Annotated in this window: 13 protein-coding genes and 1 pseudogene; 3 read left to right on the top strand and 11 right to left on the bottom strand. The window is 50.6% G+C overall.

Going from position 1 to position 15,896, the window contains the following annotated elements:
* Nucleotides 1-28: 28 nt before the first annotated feature.
* From KKH3_RS03185 to KKH3_RS03210, 6 genes are all read right to left on the bottom strand, one after another.
* Complete coding sequence (locus KKH3_RS03185) at nt 29-1,363, bottom strand: phospholipase D-like domain-containing protein (protein WP_039355678.1); 1,335 nt, start codon at nt 1,361-1,363, stop codon at nt 29-31.
* Nucleotides 1,356-2,039, bottom strand: a complete 684-nt coding sequence (locus KKH3_RS03190) for a MotA/TolQ/ExbB proton channel family protein (protein ID WP_039355681.1) — start codon at nt 2,037-2,039, stop codon at nt 1,356-1,358. Before KKH3_RS03190 ends, KKH3_RS03185 begins: the two co-directional genes overlap by 8 nt.
* A 195-nt stretch (nt 2,040-2,234) precedes the next feature.
* The gene (locus KKH3_RS03195) at nt 2,235-4,475 is read right to left on the bottom strand and encodes a TonB-dependent receptor family protein (protein WP_039355683.1); all 2,241 of its coding nucleotides are present in this window, start codon (nt 4,473-4,475) and stop codon (nt 2,235-2,237) included.
* 77 nt (nt 4,476-4,552) lie between these two features.
* Nucleotides 4,553-5,293 carry an energy transducer TonB family protein gene (locus tag KKH3_RS03200; protein WP_039355685.1) on the bottom strand — a complete coding sequence of 247 codons (741 nt, stop codon included), beginning with the start codon at nt 5,291-5,293 and terminating at the stop codon, nt 4,553-4,555.
* Nucleotide 5,294: 1 nt separating this feature from the next.
* Nucleotides 5,295-5,699 (bottom strand): ExbD/TolR family protein, encoded by a 405-nt coding sequence (locus tag KKH3_RS03205; RefSeq protein ID WP_039355687.1) that lies wholly within the window; start codon nt 5,697-5,699, stop codon nt 5,295-5,297.
* Between the two features lie 300 nt (nt 5,700-5,999).
* Entirely contained in the window at nt 6,000-7,193 is a 1,194-nt protein-coding gene (locus KKH3_RS03210) for a multidrug efflux MFS transporter (protein WP_039355690.1), read from the bottom strand.
* Nucleotides 7,194-7,583: 390 nt separating this feature from the next.
* Between KKH3_RS03210 and azuC the strand changes: the two genes are divergently transcribed.
* Nucleotides 7,584-7,661, top strand: a complete 78-nt coding sequence (gene azuC, locus KKH3_RS22585) for a stress response protein AzuC (RefSeq protein WP_014914323.1) — start codon at nt 7,584-7,586, stop codon at nt 7,659-7,661.
* Between the two features lie 105 nt (nt 7,662-7,766).
* Here azuC and KKH3_RS03215 read toward each other — a convergent pair whose 3' ends face one another.
* From KKH3_RS03215 to KKH3_RS03235, 5 genes and pseudogenes are all read right to left on the bottom strand, one after another.
* Nucleotides 7,767-9,632, bottom strand: coding sequence for an Svx/AvrXca family virulence/avirulence protein (locus tag KKH3_RS03215; RefSeq protein WP_039355693.1), 1,866 nt, complete (start codon nt 9,630-9,632; stop codon nt 7,767-7,769).
* A 252-nt stretch (nt 9,633-9,884) separates the two neighbouring features.
* Complete coding sequence (locus KKH3_RS03220) at nt 9,885-11,195, bottom strand: purine-cytosine permease family protein (protein WP_052201283.1); 1,311 nt, start codon at nt 11,193-11,195, stop codon at nt 9,885-9,887.
* Between the two features lie 14 nt (nt 11,196-11,209).
* Nucleotides 11,210-11,899, bottom strand: coding sequence for a helix-turn-helix transcriptional regulator (locus tag KKH3_RS03225; RefSeq protein ID WP_039355696.1), 690 nt, complete (start codon nt 11,897-11,899; stop codon nt 11,210-11,212).
* 29 nt (nt 11,900-11,928) lie between these two features.
* Nucleotides 11,929-12,342, bottom strand: coding sequence for a GNAT family N-acetyltransferase (locus tag KKH3_RS03230; protein WP_039355699.1), 414 nt, complete (start codon nt 12,340-12,342; stop codon nt 11,929-11,931).
* Between the two features lie 583 nt (nt 12,343-12,925).
* Nucleotides 12,926-13,200, bottom strand: a pseudogene (locus KKH3_RS03235) (bacteriocin immunity protein).
* On the opposite strand from KKH3_RS03235, the gene KKH3_RS03240 reads away from it, so the two are divergent.
* Nucleotides 13,201-13,404: an AEC family transporter gene (locus tag KKH3_RS03240; protein ID WP_039355701.1), complete on the top strand. Its 204-nt coding sequence runs from the start codon at nt 13,201-13,203 to the stop codon at nt 13,402-13,404.
* Nucleotides 13,405-13,612: 208 nt separating this feature from the next.
* Nucleotides 13,613-15,820 carry a ferric-rhodotorulic acid/ferric-coprogen receptor FhuE gene (fhuE, locus tag KKH3_RS03245; RefSeq protein ID WP_039355703.1) on the top strand — a complete coding sequence of 736 codons (2,208 nt, stop codon included), beginning with the start codon at nt 13,613-13,615 and terminating at the stop codon, nt 15,818-15,820.
* Nucleotides 15,821-15,896: the final 76 nt, after the last annotated feature.

Consider the following 15,896-nt stretch of genomic DNA (forward strand, 5'->3'; position numbering starts at 1 on the left):
TCCCCATCAAATGTCATTCGGGTAGTGGCTACGGTGCGGTGACCGTGCCGCCTGTCGTGGATGAAGCGGTGTTTTCCTGTGCTTTCTCTTTCATGCCGCCCGGATTGGGCCGAGGGTAATCATAATCAATGCGCAAAGGATGCGCGTACTCGCTGTTCCAAAGCTGTGTAAAGAGCATGTCTACCCGCTGCGCCATCGCGGGGTTCTGAATCACCATTTCCAGATTACGCGAGTTATCCAGATAGCCGCCGCTCCAGTTGCTGGTACCGATCCAGGCTTTCTTTCCGTCGATGGTCATGATTTTACTGTGGATCACGCGAGCAAAAGGGATGAAGCCGCTGCTGGCTTGCGGTATCGATACCGTTTTTATCTGGATGTTGGGTAGCAATGCCAGGCTTTTCAGATAGGCGATATTCGGCATTTTGGTGCTCCATTCGGACACCATCAGCTCGATCTGTACGCCGCGTGCGGCGGCAGCGCGAATGGCGTTATCGATAACCGCATAGTACGGGCGCGTTTTATCCGAGCCGTAGGAGAGCGGGACGTAATCCATCACCTGAATGCGAACCAACTGCTGGGCTTCGGCCAGCAAGCGAGGCAGTTCTTCTTCGGAATCTATCACGCCAGCGGGATTAAACGCTTTGGGGCTGGCAACCAGATAGTTGCCTGAACGGTCAGCGGGTTGCGTGGCGGTGGGCAGCGGCGGAACGGTTTCGCCGTTGAGCAGCCGCGCCTGAGCCTGCCAGTCTTGTTCAAAAATAGCGCTAAGCTGAGTAACCACATGCGGATCGTCGATCAATAATCCTGTTTCGTGAATGTGTTCCAGCGCTCGCCAGTCAAGATTTTGGCTACCCATGTAAGCCTGTTTGCCATCAACCAGCAGATATTTAGCATGCACAATACCGCCGCTCAGGCGTTCAAAGGGAATCACGCGTAGCTCCAGATTCGGAATTGTTTTGAGCCGTTCCAGCGTGTCCTGGGTGGAAATTTTTAGTCCTTTTTCTTCGAGCAGCAGGCGGATTCTCACACCACGCTCTCCGGCGGCGCGCAGATGCTGCAAGACGCGATCGAAGCGTGTTCCCGCCTGATTGGCGACATAGAATTGGCCCAGTTCAATGGTGTGTTGTGCGTTATCAAACAGCGATATCCACACCGCGTCGCTGGGGCGTAAATCGGAGGCGGTCAGCGTGGTTTCCATCGGGGCGTCATACACTAATTCATAGCCGGGAATGCGATACCCACTTGCGCTGGCGTCGGCTTGGGCTGACGCACTTACAATAAACAATACACCTCCTGTCAGCAGTGTGTTGATGCAATGCTTCCAGCGCTGCCCCAGATTAGTGAAACCACAACGATTACGCATAGCGCTTCTCCGCTATCGCTTTGTCTGTCACGGCACGGTCTGTAATCGAATTGTGCGTCACAGCAGGGCCCGCTTTCTGTTGGCGAGTATGCGGCATTCCTGCGCGGATCAGCAGAACTTTCAGCATTTCGTTGATGTGTTCCATTCGGTTTTGCAGGAAATTATTCCCCAGCAGGCAAACCAGCGCGATAGCAATCCCCAGTCCGGTGGCGTACAGCGCGGTTCCCATTCCAGCAGAAACCTGACTTGGATCGGAAATTCCTGCTGCGGAGAGGGCTTTGAAGGTTTCGATAATCCCCATGATGGTGCCGAGTAAACCCAGTAACGGTGCCGCGGTGACGACGGTTTCCAGAACCCACAGTCCGCGCGACAGCTGTGGTTTACTTTGCAGATATTGTGCGTCGATCAGATCGTTAAGCGCATCGCGGTCTTCTGCCTGATGTGACTGCGCGAGCACGGGCGTGACAACGGCGATGGGCAGGCTGGGGCGCTGGGTCAGCGCATCTGGCAAATCGTGAACGTGGCGGATATCCGCTGTCAGCGCACGTTCCAGCCGTTTGGCCTGCCGACGCGTATAGGAAAAATAGAGACTGCGCTCGATGATGATCATCAGGGCGATCACCAGTGAGGCGTACATGATGTAGAAAATAATCTCGTGCAGCATATCGGCGTTCATGGCCTGATCCTTCTGTTGCCTTGTTGGGCGTTGTTTGTGATTGATGACGACATGCGTCGGGCGGGTGTAATGGGTAGATCGTAAAGACGCTGCAAGTACATCCTTGTAAGCTCGAGCCGCGCCATCCCTGGCGCGGACGCTTTACTCTTCTATCCCATTACCCCCGTTTTGCTCTGTATTTAGACTATTAACAGATTAGAACGTGGCTTCCAGTGAGGCGCTGAAGGTGCGTTCTTCCCCGACGTTGTAAAACGGTGTGCCTGCCGATACGCCGTTATACGATTTTGAGTTGAAGCTCACTGAGCGCGCGGAGTCGAGGTACTCTTTGTCGAACAAGTTGTTGACGCCAACGCGTAAGGTGGCGCTTTTCACGATCTTCTTATCCACTGGCAGATAGACTCCGGCGCTGAGATCGAAAACGGTGCGTCCGCCGATCTTCTCGTCATTAGTCATATCGCCGTAGAACGAACCGACATAGCGGCTATTTACGCCGGCGTAATAGAGTCCGTCGTCATAGCCCAGCCCGAGGTTGAGCATATTTTTCGGCGCGTTGGCGACCTGTTTGCCCGTGGTGGGGAGCTGGCTACCGCCGGTGGCGAGATTGTTTTTCTGCTCGGTGTCGGTGTAGGTGTAAGCCGCGAAGTAGTTGAAGTTGTGAGGCAGTTTGCCGCTCCATTCCAGCTCTAGCCCTTTGTTTTCCACTTTCCCGGCGTTGATCATTTCGTAATCGCCATCAGCATTACGGCTGGAGATCTGGCGATCGGTGAAGCGGATAAAGAACAGCGAGGCGCTCAGCAGCATGTCTTCATCCTGGAAGCGCCAGCCGAGTTCCTGGTTCCAGCTCAGCTCAGGTTTGGTATTGATGGAATCGCCAACGTTGTACAAGACGTAGTTGGGCGGGGTACGCATGTTGCGCGTGATGTTATAGAACACCTGATTTTCGGTATTGATGCGGTAAGCCGCGTTAAAGCTGGGCAGGAATTCATGGTATTTCTTGTTCTTTTTCTCTGCGACGTTATACAGGCTGCCGAGGTTAGTCCCGTCACGCTCTACGTGCTGATAGGCCAGACCACCGGTGAACGTCCATTCCGGTGAAAAGAACCAGGTGTCCTGCACCCAGATTTTATGGGCTGGCGTGACGGTAAACTGGTTACGGCCTTGAACCACTTTCCCGTTTGCGTCAGTAACCTGATTTGCATCGCCGGGTTTGCCGGAAATGCTAACTGGATTACCGTCGCTCTGGATCGGAATAAACGGCTGCGTTTGGCGCTGGCGGGCACGTTCGAACCAGTAGCCGATATCCAGGCTATGCTCGTCGCTAATGTCCCACTTCAGCTTGGTGGTGATACCCGGCCGCCAGGTTTCCGTCCACGACGGGCGATAGTAGGTGTTGGAGGTCAGGTTGCTGAGATCGTAGTTACCCGCGCGGTCCGACGTCGCGGATAACACGCTGGCGTTTCCGCTGCCGAAGCTGCCGCCGTTTGTTGAAAAATAGTAAGGCTGTAGCGTCAGCGCCAGATTATCGCGCAGCTGCAATTTCTGGGTGAACGTGACATTCAGCGTTTCAAAATTATTTCGGTTAAGTTTGTAGTATTGGGAAATCTGTCCACGGCTGTTGTAAACCGGCGTCGTGGCGTAATCCATCTTGCGCCCATTCTGCTCGAACTGCCGTTTGCTCAGCGTCGAGTAGTTGATGGTATCTTGCTGATTGTATTTCACAATCAGGCTGCTACTGTGGCCGTTTTCATGTTCATACAGGCCGTTCCACTCGACTTTATCGGCACGGGAATACCCTGCACCGCGCCATTTGTCGGAATCGGTATACGAGTAGGATAGCCAGCTGCTGAAGCCGTTGTGTTGACCGGTTTCCAGACGTGCGAAGGTCTTGCTGAGGTTGTTGCTGCCGAAGGTTTGCTTAACGAAACCGCCAAAATCTTTCGCCGGACGGTGGGAAACCAGCCCGATATTACCGCCGCTGGCACCGATGTGTGGGCCGTCCATTTCTGATGATCCCTGGGTGACAAAGATCTGTTCCAGGTTTTCAGGGTCGCCCATGCCGTTCGGGTACACGGCGTAGTCGCCGGAGTCATTGACGGGGATGCCGTCTGATGACAGGCCGACCTGATCCGCGCTCATGCCACGCATGGTATAGCTGACACCGCTTAGGCCGCTGGCGTCGTTACTACTGACGTTCAGACCCGCGGTGTATTTCAGTTTATCAATGGCGTTGCCTGCTGCGGGCATCTTATCTAGCGCGTCTTTTGTCACGGTCGAGCGCGATTTAGCGCTGTCTTCCTGAACCATTAATCCTGCGCCGAGCGGCTGCCCTTGTACGTTGATGGTGCCGACATCTGTCGCTTCCTCCGCCAGCGCGGAACCTGCCAGTAATGCGCCGACGACGGACAAACATACCCCAGAAAGTTTGAACGGTTTCATTTAATAATCCTAGTATTATCAGTAATATATTGTTGACGTTATTTTGCTGATTCACTCTCTTACTCAGGCACGAAACGCTACTGCGCCTGATAATCGAACGTGGCTAAAAAGCGTTTTGTGCTTTGTCCTGCAAAGGCGTCGGCAGGGAAAGCCCGAACCTGTTTGATGTTCTGCAAGCTGGCTTGCGCTGCCCGGTTCAGCAGCATGCTGCGTGCTTTGCTGCTGATTCCGGAATCGATGACTCGCCCAGTACGATCAACTTCCAGCCAGACTTCAACACGACCTTCAGGACGTTCGAGCGAGGCCTGCCGCCCGGTCGGGTAGCGTTTGGTTTGTTCAAGCTGCGCACGCAGCGCCTGCGCATAGCCATTTTCCAGCGCAGCGACATTCACCGCCGGCGCGGAGGGCGCTGCTGGTGCAGGGCGTTTGGCCGGGACTTCCGGGCGTGTCGTAGTCGGTTTGGCTGGCGTGGACATCGGTTTAGGTTTGGTTTCCGCTCTGGGCTTAACCTCTGGTTTAGGTTTCGGCTTCACTTCGGGTTTCGGCGGCGTAACCGGTGGCGCTTCTATGATCGGATCCGGCTCATTCACCGGCATCGGCTCAGGCTCGGGTTCCGGTTGGGGCACCGGTTCTGGCTCCGGGATCGGTTCTGGCTGGGGAGTCGCTTCCGGTTCAGCCAGTGTGAGCGCCATCACCGTTTCGTCATAGTGCTGCTGAACTTTTAGCGGCGGCTGTTGGCTGGCGAAGAACAGACAGGTGGCAAAGACCGGCAACGGTAACCAACTGATGGCGTGGCGTGAGCGATAGAGCTGATACATGTCACGATTTCCGGGTAGCGATAGAAATGGACGAGAACCCGCCTTGACGCAGGGTATCCATGACGGCGACCAGACGCTCAACCTCGACGCTTCTATCACTGTTGATAATGATGGTGGTTTGCTGGTCTTGCTGCTGCTGTTGCAGCGTCGTAACAAGATCGCTTAGCGCCATCGGCTGTCCGTCCAGCTCAAGGTGATCCTGTGCGCCAAGCGTGATGATGGCATTTTTCTGCGGCTTGAGTTGTTGCGCGCTGCCAGCGGCGGGGAGCTGTGTTTTCAGGCCTAGCGCTGGAATTACGTTCATGCTGATCAGCACAAAAAAGACCAGCAGGAACATCATCACATCGATCATGGGAACCAAATCGATGTGGGCTTTTTGCTTCTTTGGTTCGTTCCAGTTTCTCATTACTCACTTCCTACAGGCGCGAATGTCTGAACAGGGCAATTCGCGTGGTGCCGAAACAAAGCAGCCAATATAGGTAGGGTTTGTTTAAGTTTTTTTACATTTATGTGATTAATTTTTCATGTTGATGCAATTTGATGGTGATTTTTTGTCAAAAAATAAGTTTTTTGATGCTTTTGCATCATATTAAGCCGCGGTGAGTGGCTCCCCAGAAAAAGGGAAAGCGCAATTGGTGGGGGCAAACAGCAAGAAATGAATGGCCAGCAGAGCTGCTGGCCGGAGAATTGTCTTTTAGCTGGATCGTTATCCTTTTCCGCGCGGTTTCCTGAAGGCGAAAAAGAGTTGTATGGTGTTGCACAGCACCAGAAAAGCGGTGATGACGAACACCCAGCGGAAGCCCATCAGAGCGGAAACGCCGGAACCCACCAACGGCCCGAGGACGTTGCCCAGATACATGAATGACTGGTTATAGCCGAAGATGCGGCCTGTGACCTGCTGACTACTGTATTTGACCAACAGCGCTTGCACGGTTGGCATCAGGGCGCCATCGGCAAAGCCCAGCAGAAAGCGCAGTATGCCGAGCTGTGTCGGGCTTTGTACCATCGCCATGACCAGGAACAGCAGCACGCTGATCGCCAGTGCGGCGATCAGAACGCGATGTGCGCCGATTCGGTCGCCTAAACGGCCAAGGCGTGGTGCGGATAGCAGGGCAGACACGCCGGGAATGGCCGCAATCACGCCGCTGATAAAGGCAATGTTGTCCGTACCGGGAGCCAGATCGCGGATGAACAGCGTCAGGATAGGGCTGATGGAGCCGTTCGCCATCTGGATCATCATCGTCGTAATGAACAGACAGATGATGAGCGCCGGATACGGCAGCGAGGCGAAGACGGCTTTCCCGCTGAGTCGGTTCTCTTTGGTAACTTTCACCACGCTCTCTTTGATCGCGAAAAGCGTAATCAGGAAGCTGGTAAACAGCATACCGCCAGTGATGAAAAAGACGATGCGTAGCCCGATGTAGTCGGCCATAAAGCCGCCGAATAGGGGGCCGAGAATGACGCCAGCGATCTGCCCCGTCGATAACATCCCCAGCGCCCAGCCGCTTTTTTCACGCGGAACCTGTGAGGCAATCAGCGCCATCGCGTTGGGAATGTACCCGGAGGTCAGCCCCATGAGCGTGCGTAGGATGAACAGGTGCCATACGTTGGTTGCCAATCCTTGTAATGACATCACGATTGCCATGCCGAGTGCGGCGCGCAGCAGCATAAGCTTACGGCCTTTACGGTCGGCGAGGCTTCCCCACAGTGGTGCAACGGCGGCTGAGACAAGGAAAGATGAACTGAAGATCAAACCAGACCACAGACTCAGCGACTCGTGCGAGTGAACGCCAAGCTGCTCAATGTACAGCGGCAGGAAGGGTAATATCTGGCTCATGGCCAGCCCGGTGAAAAAGCATCCCAGCCAGGCAGAGAAGAGGTTAAGTTTCCAGGTTTCCATGGGGGTCGGAACGAGCCTTCATCAGCGAATAACCAATGGCGAAACCGTGGTGACTGTGCGTGAAAAAGTGTGCTAACCGACAGTGAATGGCGCTCAGTTAATAACGGACAGTGACTAAAATTTCGTCTTTCATCATGAGCATAGCATAGCCAGCGACGTATTGGTCACTGAGGGTAATGATTCGCAACAAAAGAAAATCAGCGTAGGGAAATGGTGGGCTGAGTGAAAATTGCAGTGAATTTAATTGTGTGATGTGCGTCACAAAAAATTAGCTTTTGAACAACAGAGGTTGTACAATTCACCACCATAAGGCAGTCCACTGCCACGTAAGGCAAGAGCAACTCCATCGCGTTATCAGAATAACGAGCTAAGTAAAACAAGGTGAAAAAAGTGCGTAACTTCTTTAAAAAAATGCTGGCGGCTTACCTGAATACTTATAAAGACGTACCGCCCGGCGCACTGTTCTAAGAATCTGTGCTATGCATGAAGCAGGCCGCCATCATGGCGGCCTGTGTATTTATGGGGATCCGAGAACCGCTATAACGTGGTTCTCGGATCTTTTTTGTGGTGAGATTACTTCGTGCTGTAGACCGGAACGGCCGTCACTTCTGGCACGGCATCGGTCAGGTAAGCACCGGCTTCGCTGCTTCTGACTTCATTTTCATCAATAAAGCCATAGAACACGCCCTGCGACGCGGAAGCACCGCGGATTTCTGCATCTCCACGCATTTGCGCATTGCCGGACAGCACAATACCGCGCTCAAACGCCCCCGGTCCCATGAAGACCGTATGCAGTCGCGCATTATCGCGTACCACGGTATTACCCTGTAGCACCGTCAGGCCGCCGACAACGGCGCGACCTTCCACTGTTCCGCTCAGAATCGTCGCACGATCTTCAATTCTGGCGTTATCTCTTACCGTCCCGCCGATGACGCGAGCATAAGGCCCGACATACGCGGTAGGGGCAACATTTGCTGAGTTGGATACCCAGCCGCCGCCATTTGCGTGACGAGAACCGTTAGCGGTTGGATTCGGGGCACCAGGCTGGCTGCCTTCCGGCCAAACACCGGTGAAATCAGCCATCCACGGGTAGCGGTAAAGGGAGTAGTAAGCCTGATCCCACTTGATCTTTTGCATTTGCGACGGCGTGCCCATCACCACCATGTAAATGCCGAGATCGTCCTGACGGATAGTGAAATTCTTCACCGTGGCTGATGCGCCGCGCTGCAATTCACTGTAGCGAGAAACGCCGTCCGAACCGATGGCAACAATACCCCAGCGCCAGTCGGAATTCGGTTGCGGCATGGTTGCCGGATCGTTTTTCAGCCCAGGTAAGCGGGTAATGGCCGATTTACTTTGCACCATGCCACGGAATTTAACGGTGATTTTCGTCGCACCGCTTTCTGGGATAAGTTTGACAATGTTGTAGCCTAACTGCTGCGGAGCCTGATCGAACGGTACGGAGAAGCGGCGAAGGCTGGCGCTGGCACCGACAACGGGTTCAAGCGCGGTGGTTCTCAGCAAACGGTCGGCGTTATTCTGGTTGGGTTGAACCGCACCATAGCTGCCGTAGGTTGAGCGGTAAAAACGGCCACGGTCGAAACCGTCTGGATCGACGTAATCCCAGTTGACGTTGTGCATCGCCCAGTCGCCGAAGACATCGTTGAATTCAGATTGGCTCCAGCCCATGTTGGTGCGCAGAATAGATAGCGGATCGGCGGTAGACTGACCACTTTCGCCCCATTTCGGCGCTTTTGCCCACATATCGTTGATGGCACTGTAGCCAAAGCGGTTTTTCAGGTATTCCATAAACTGCCAGTTGCAGTAACGGTTACGTGTTGAACCCAGATAAATATGCGAATAGTTGACCTGCATTTCCGAACAGTGTGCCGACGTACCGCGGAATTCATCCATCTGGTGCGTCATCCAGTTCGCGTGGGATTCCCAAATCCAGCCAACGTAGTTATCGCCCGTACTCTGGAAGCCGCCGGTTTGCCCTTGCAGCGCATGGGTAAATTCGTGTGCCAGTCCCCAGTTATCTTTGAGTGACGCAGGGCCGATCCACATACCCATGCTGCCACCACCCGCAATCCCCCCGCTAAGCCCAAAGGTCGGGTCGATGTGAATATTGGCTTTATATTTCACGCTCTGTTTGCAATAAGGCTCGGGGAACTGAATTTGGTTAATAAATTTATCCCAAATTTGTTCCAGTTTCTGCCCTGCGGCAACCGCATCATTACGGTTAACGTCGTTATTATTCCAGCGGAAAGCAAAGTGCTCAGTCTGGTATTTCACGGAAGGCATATCGGTGATGGAATTATCCACCTGCCAGTTGCCCGCGGTACAAGCCTCAGCAGCGTTTGCCGTATTGACCATCAATGCGCCACTTAAAACGAGTAGACAGTTTAGCGGCGTGAGAAGTGTTTTTATTTTTGGCATAAATCCTTTTCCTAGCATGAATATTGCTAATCAGCCTTATTATTTCACGAGAGGAAATTCCTCATGGATATATAAGACCCATCCCAAGGCCATCATGGCCTATATCCGTCATCATTCAATCTGCGTGTGTTGCTGCCTACATGCAAAATGAATTGCTCAGGAGCTATTTTGCTTAAGTGAAAAATATATCGGCCTCTGTAAGAAGAGGCCGATTGGATTATAGATTAATTTTTACTTGTTACCTATTTCATTTTAAATTTTGGTTATGTTCGAGTTTCCTAAAATACCCGTGGTATTGGTGTAATGTTTTATTATCCAATAAAGCAGGCTGGCTGCCAGTAACGAATTAAATGCTGGCACGCCCCACTCAAAGGCTAATCCGATGATGGCACCGACAATGCTGGCAATAATAGCCGACCAGCCAATCAGCGGTGTTTGGGCGCTATCGGGTAATTGGCCTTCGGCACGGCTGCTCTCGAGCAATGTCTTGTGGGTACGTAAAATATAATAATCAACCAGCATCACGCCTATAATCGGTGGGAACAGCACGCCTAATAGCGTCAGGAAATCAATAAAGCGATCCAGAATACCCGCTACCGAAAGCGCTGTGCCGATGAGGCCAATGACCAGCGTGATCGAGACATAGCGTAATTTCTTCCCTGTGACGCCCTCTATCGCATTGGCGATTCCCAAAGAGGAGGAATAAAGATTGATGTCGTTCACTCTCAGTGTCGAAAATATCACGGCAATCAGCCCGATGCCGCCAGCAGCCTGAGACATGATCGTCACCACGTCTGCGGTATTGAGCGCGCGGGCAATGATGATGGCGAGACCATTCACCATAAACTCTCCGACGATAATCGACAGCATGGTCATCCAGAAAACGTGTTTGCCTTTTTGGGAATAGCGCGTCATATCGGGAGTGATCAAACTCGCGACGATACAGCCGCCTACGACCATCGTCGCACCAGCACTAATGGAAATGGCTTCACCGTTAGGTGCAGAAGCGATCAGTTCAGCAATATTGTGGCCGGAGAGCGTCATGATCGAGATATAGCCGACGACGATGACAAACATTGGCACGGCAATTTTGGCTGTGAAGCGTAACGCTCTGAAACCAAAGGCAACCAGTAGCGTTAGCGCAATGCCGGACAGGGCAGCAGACCAGCCAAAACCGAGCTTATCCTCCATCGCAAAGTTAAGCGCTTTGGCGAATACGGCATTCTGAACCCCGAACCAGCCGATGAGGCTAACGGCGATCACCAGCCCAATCAGGACGGAGCCAATACGGCCAAAACCGCACCAGCGTGCGAGCAGGCTACCCGACATGCCTTCTTTCATTCCCGCATAGCCCAGCCCCAGGGTCACCACGCCAAAAATGACGCTGCCAATAAAGATGGCGAGAAATGCCTGGCTCAGCGTCATCGAATGGCCGAGCACCGCGCCTAACATAAACTGGTCTAGCGCAGTTAGCATGCCGATGTGCACTAATGCCACATTTAAAAAAGGCAGCCGGACACTCAGTGGAACGCGGCTAACCGGGTAGTCATCTATTTTTTCCATGTAGATAGGTTCTCTTATATAAATTGAATGCCTTTCTCGATGAGAGAGTTAGGAATATAGCCATCGATCCCAAGATGGCGACAAAATTCTTCAAATTGAGGTAAAGAATGCGCTTCTGCCTTTTGATACATATTATATATTCTGTTCTCTATTGTTTTAGGTGCTACGTTCATTTTTCTGGCTATTTCTTTATTTGATAAGCGCTGTAGTATCAAGAAGATAATATCCAGTTCTGATTGGGTGAAAATACTGGTTGTTAACTCGGTTTGTAATGTGGTCGGCTTCTTTTGGTCTATATAGATGAGTGGAGACCGCGTATCCAGAGGTCTGGCATTCCACATCGTACCAATGCAAAGCTTATTTTCATCAAAGATGGGGATCTTCTCACTGACGAAGGGCGTCAGTGTTTTCTTTCCATACCAATAATGTGTTTCGATAACCGTGACTCTTTGCTCACTATTTTCTGTTAGTCTGTCGTGTTCTTTTAAATCGTCAGAAAGCTCCGCCCAACTGGCAGGGAATTCATCATCTAGTCGTCCTTCAATATCAAAACGCATTGGCGTATTGGTATAAAGGTAAGCGGCTTTATTCATATAAACATGGCGTGATGATAAATCTTTAATACCCCATGGTTCATTTAAACATTCCATCATAATAATCAAATTACGAATATAATCAGTTATGTTTGCTTGTGATGATGGCATCCTGCCCTCCTTAATAGGCCGGAATTAATTCAGCGGATCAATTTAGCTAAGTAATGTCGAGTATGCTTGTGCGCATATCCCGGTAGGTTTCCATATTCTTTGTAGCCCAATTTTTCGTAAAACCCCTTGGCCTGAAATCCGAATGTATCCACGTAAGCCAGATGGCAACCACGCTTTAATGCTTCTTTTTCAGCAACTTGCATAAGTTGACGCCCAAGCCCACTTTTACGATATTTCTCACTCACCCAAAGATATTGAACTTCTAATGCGCCCCACCAGGTTCTGGAGATTAACCCTGCGATAATATTGTTTTCATCGTCTTTGAAATTTAAAAAGAGAGGAGAAATATCAACAGCTTCGTACTGTTCATTGTGTTTCCAAAGGCTTGCTATTACAAACTCTTCCTCATCTGAATCTGGTGTGTTAGTAATATTTAGATTCATTACAATAAAACCTCATTATTAGCACGCTAAATTATACTTCCAATGTGAATGTTTCTTTATCATATAAAACATATTTAGGCAAGAGTGAATTTCACTCGTTCTTGGGTTGCTATATTGTTCTATGATAAGAAACATAATCTGATATGTATTGATTGTGTATCTTTATGATAATCAACAAGTAAGCACGTATTTGCCTCACCAGGGAAAATACCGGATTATTTATAATAAAAATGGATGTTATATCAAAGATTTTTTTATGAGTGAGTTAATTTTTTTATAATTTTCTTGAAACCTAATGCCGACTAAACACCGGGAAAGGTTATGATCAATCTGGCTTGAGCCTGAGTTGGCTGTTTCAGACATTCACCTCACCACTTAATACCTCGCCTTTTTCTATTACGCTAACGGATTTATCCTGCGCTGATTGTCCATAACTCTAAAGATTATGATAACTTCCGCTGTCGTGAGTGCCGGTGCCTTGTGGGCTAATAGCAATTTCGTATTAAATTTCAGGAAGATTTTAAGATCTAATGTATCGATCAGTCTATAACCCTTTTACCATGGGTATGACAAAATAAAAAGATCACTCAGAGTCTTTAAATAATGGAAGACCTTGAGATTTTCGCCAACATTTTATTTCGTTAAGAATACCTTTTAGTGAATTATCTCTTCCATCAGATAGATAAAAAAACCATTACCTTCAGGATGAAGTACGATCCTGTCAAAATGCTCAACCAAATTATCTAAATATATTTCTGGTCCCGTTGCTTTAATCCCCATTGGATTATCAAAAAAACCTGACAAGTAAGAAATAAATGCTTCTTCAGTATAATCCTCAAGCTTTTCTTTTAAATTCATATGTTCACCATTATTGGTCTATCTGGTCCAGCGGCGATTGCGGCGTTGCTGTTTCAGGCGCTGCCGACGGCATCATCTTCTTACATCATGGCTCGTCAGCTTGGCGGTGATGCGCCATTGATGGCGGGCATCATTGCGGTTCAAACTTTAGTGGCGGGAGTTGCGTTGCCGTTTGCCGTTCTTGGACTCACTGGGCTGCTATAAATTTATCGTATGTTCTTTTTGTAACAATGCCTTGTTGATTGCATGGTGATTTATTCTTTTTTATCTATTTGTATTTTAAGTCAATTAATCCATTAATTGAAATGGTAATAATAACGCGTATAGTTATCATTTACTTTTCTGTGCAAATGTTGACAAAAGTTGCCTCAGCATCTCGCCAAAATCACCATCAGTTAACCGAGGATATACCATGTCTTTTAGAGTTACTCGCGCCGAAAAAACGCGCGTTTGTGATTCTTCGCTGGCCGGAGTAAAACCATTCGGCGTCTCTCTTCTCGCCCTGTTGATCTCAGCCTCTTTTTTGCCTGCTCAGGCCGCTGCCGAAGAAAGCCCTGCTTCAGGTGATACGCTTGTCGTTAGCGCTAATACCAACGCAGAAGCCAGCGATCCACAGGATTACAGCGTGAAAGTGACTAACGCCGGAACGAAGATGACGCTGACGCCGCGTGATATCCCGCAGTCGGTGAGTGTCATCAGCCAGCAGCGTATCGAAGATCAGAATCTGCAAACGATTGGCGAGGTGATGGCGAACACGACGGGTGTGTCTTCTAAAATTATCGACTCCGAACGTGTGACGTATTTTGCTCGTGGCTTCCGCATCAATAATTATCTGTTCGACGGGATTCCGACGGTTGTTAACGAAATCTGGGATTTTGGTGATTCAGGCTCAGACACGGCGATTTACGATCGTATCGAGGTGGTGCGCGGGGCGACTGGGCTCATGACCGGAACGGGCAACCCTGCTGCTGCTGTGAATATGGTGCGCAAGCATGCGGACAGTCGTGAATTCAAAGGCTCGGTATCCGGGAGTTACGGCTCGTGGGATAAACAACGGATGGTGGCCGATCTGTCTGCGCCACTGACGGAGTCTGGTAATGTGCGTGGGCGTGTGATTGCAGGCTATCAGGATAATGATACCTGGCTTGACCGTTACCACAGCCGCAAAAAATTCCTCTACGGCGTGATTGATGCCGATGTCACAGATTCTACGACGTTGTCGCTTGGCTATGATTACCAGGAACACAACACAGATAGCCCAACCTGGGGCGGCTTGCCAACATGGTTTACCGATGGCAGCCCGACTAATTTTGGGCATAAATTTAACCCCGCACCGAACTGGAGCTACTCCGATAAAACGTCGAGAAAAGTCTTTGCCGATCTGACTCAGCGTTTTGATAACGGCTGGCAGGTGCGTATGAACGGGACGCATGGCGAAACCAACTTCGATTCCAAACTGATGTATGCCAATGGTTTCCCGGATAAAGATACCGGAATACTGGTTGATCCGTATGGCTACAATATCGGTGCTTACGGTGGATGGAATAAAGGAACCCGTAAGGTTGATGCGGTGGATACCTATGCTTCCGGCCCGTTTGAGCTACTGGGACGCCAACATGAGTTGGTGATAGGTGGCAGCTACAATCGACAACGTAGCCAGTTCTATAACTCGCAATCGACGATCAGCTCGGCAGACATGGGGAATTACTATAACTGGAATGGCAATATTGCCGAACCAGTCTGGGGTGCTTGGGCTGATTATGAACACTCAACCACGCGCCAAAAATCGCTCTATACCTCGGCGCGTTTCTCTCTGGCCGATCCGCTACATCTGATAGCAGGCGCACGTTACACCGACTGGAGCATCATTGGTTCGACGGGTGACACCAGCAATAATCGCGTCACGCCTTATGTGGGTCTGGTGTATGACATCAACGATACCTGGTCAACGTATGCCAGCTATACCGATATCTTCCAGCCGCAAACGTATAAAGATATGAATAAAAAATATCTGTCACCGACTACGGGCAAAAACTACGAAACCGGTGTTAAAGGGGACTGGTATAACAGTCGTCTGACTGCCTCAGTGTCCATTTTCCGTATCGAACAGGATAATGTAGGGCAATCAACGGGAATCGCGATCCCCGGCGGCGGTGGCGAGTTTGCCTATCGTTCAGTTGATGGTGTCGTCAGCAAAGGGATCGAATTTGAAGTCAACGGTGCGGTGACGGACAACCTGCAAATGACGTTTGGTGGTTCGCGCTATGTTGTTGACGATCAGGATGGTCAGTCGGTTAACCCAGAACAGCCGCGCACGTCGTTCAAGCTGTTTACCCGCTACCAGTTGCCAATGGTGCCGGATTTAACCGTTGGCGGTGGTGTGAACTGGCAAAATGGTATCTGGCAGGAAGGCTCTGGCCCGCAAAACACCACGCTGCGTGCCGAGCAGGGCAGCTACGCGCTGGTTAATCTATTTGGCCGCTATCAGGTAACCAAACAGCTGGCGGTACAGGCCAATATCAACAATCTGTTCGATAAAGAGTACTACGACTACCTTGCACCTTATGCCGTGTATGGTACGCCGCGCAGCGTCTCGATGACCGTCAACTATGCTTTCTGACGAGCAACGCTTTCGGACGCTCGATAATGTCGTCTAAGACTTAAGTAAAACACTATCCCCGCCGACAGCATCGGCG

Origin of the sequence: Pectobacterium actinidiae (genome assembly GCF_000803315.1) — a bacterium.
GTDB lineage: Bacteria > Pseudomonadota > Gammaproteobacteria > Enterobacterales > Enterobacteriaceae > Pectobacterium > Pectobacterium actinidiae.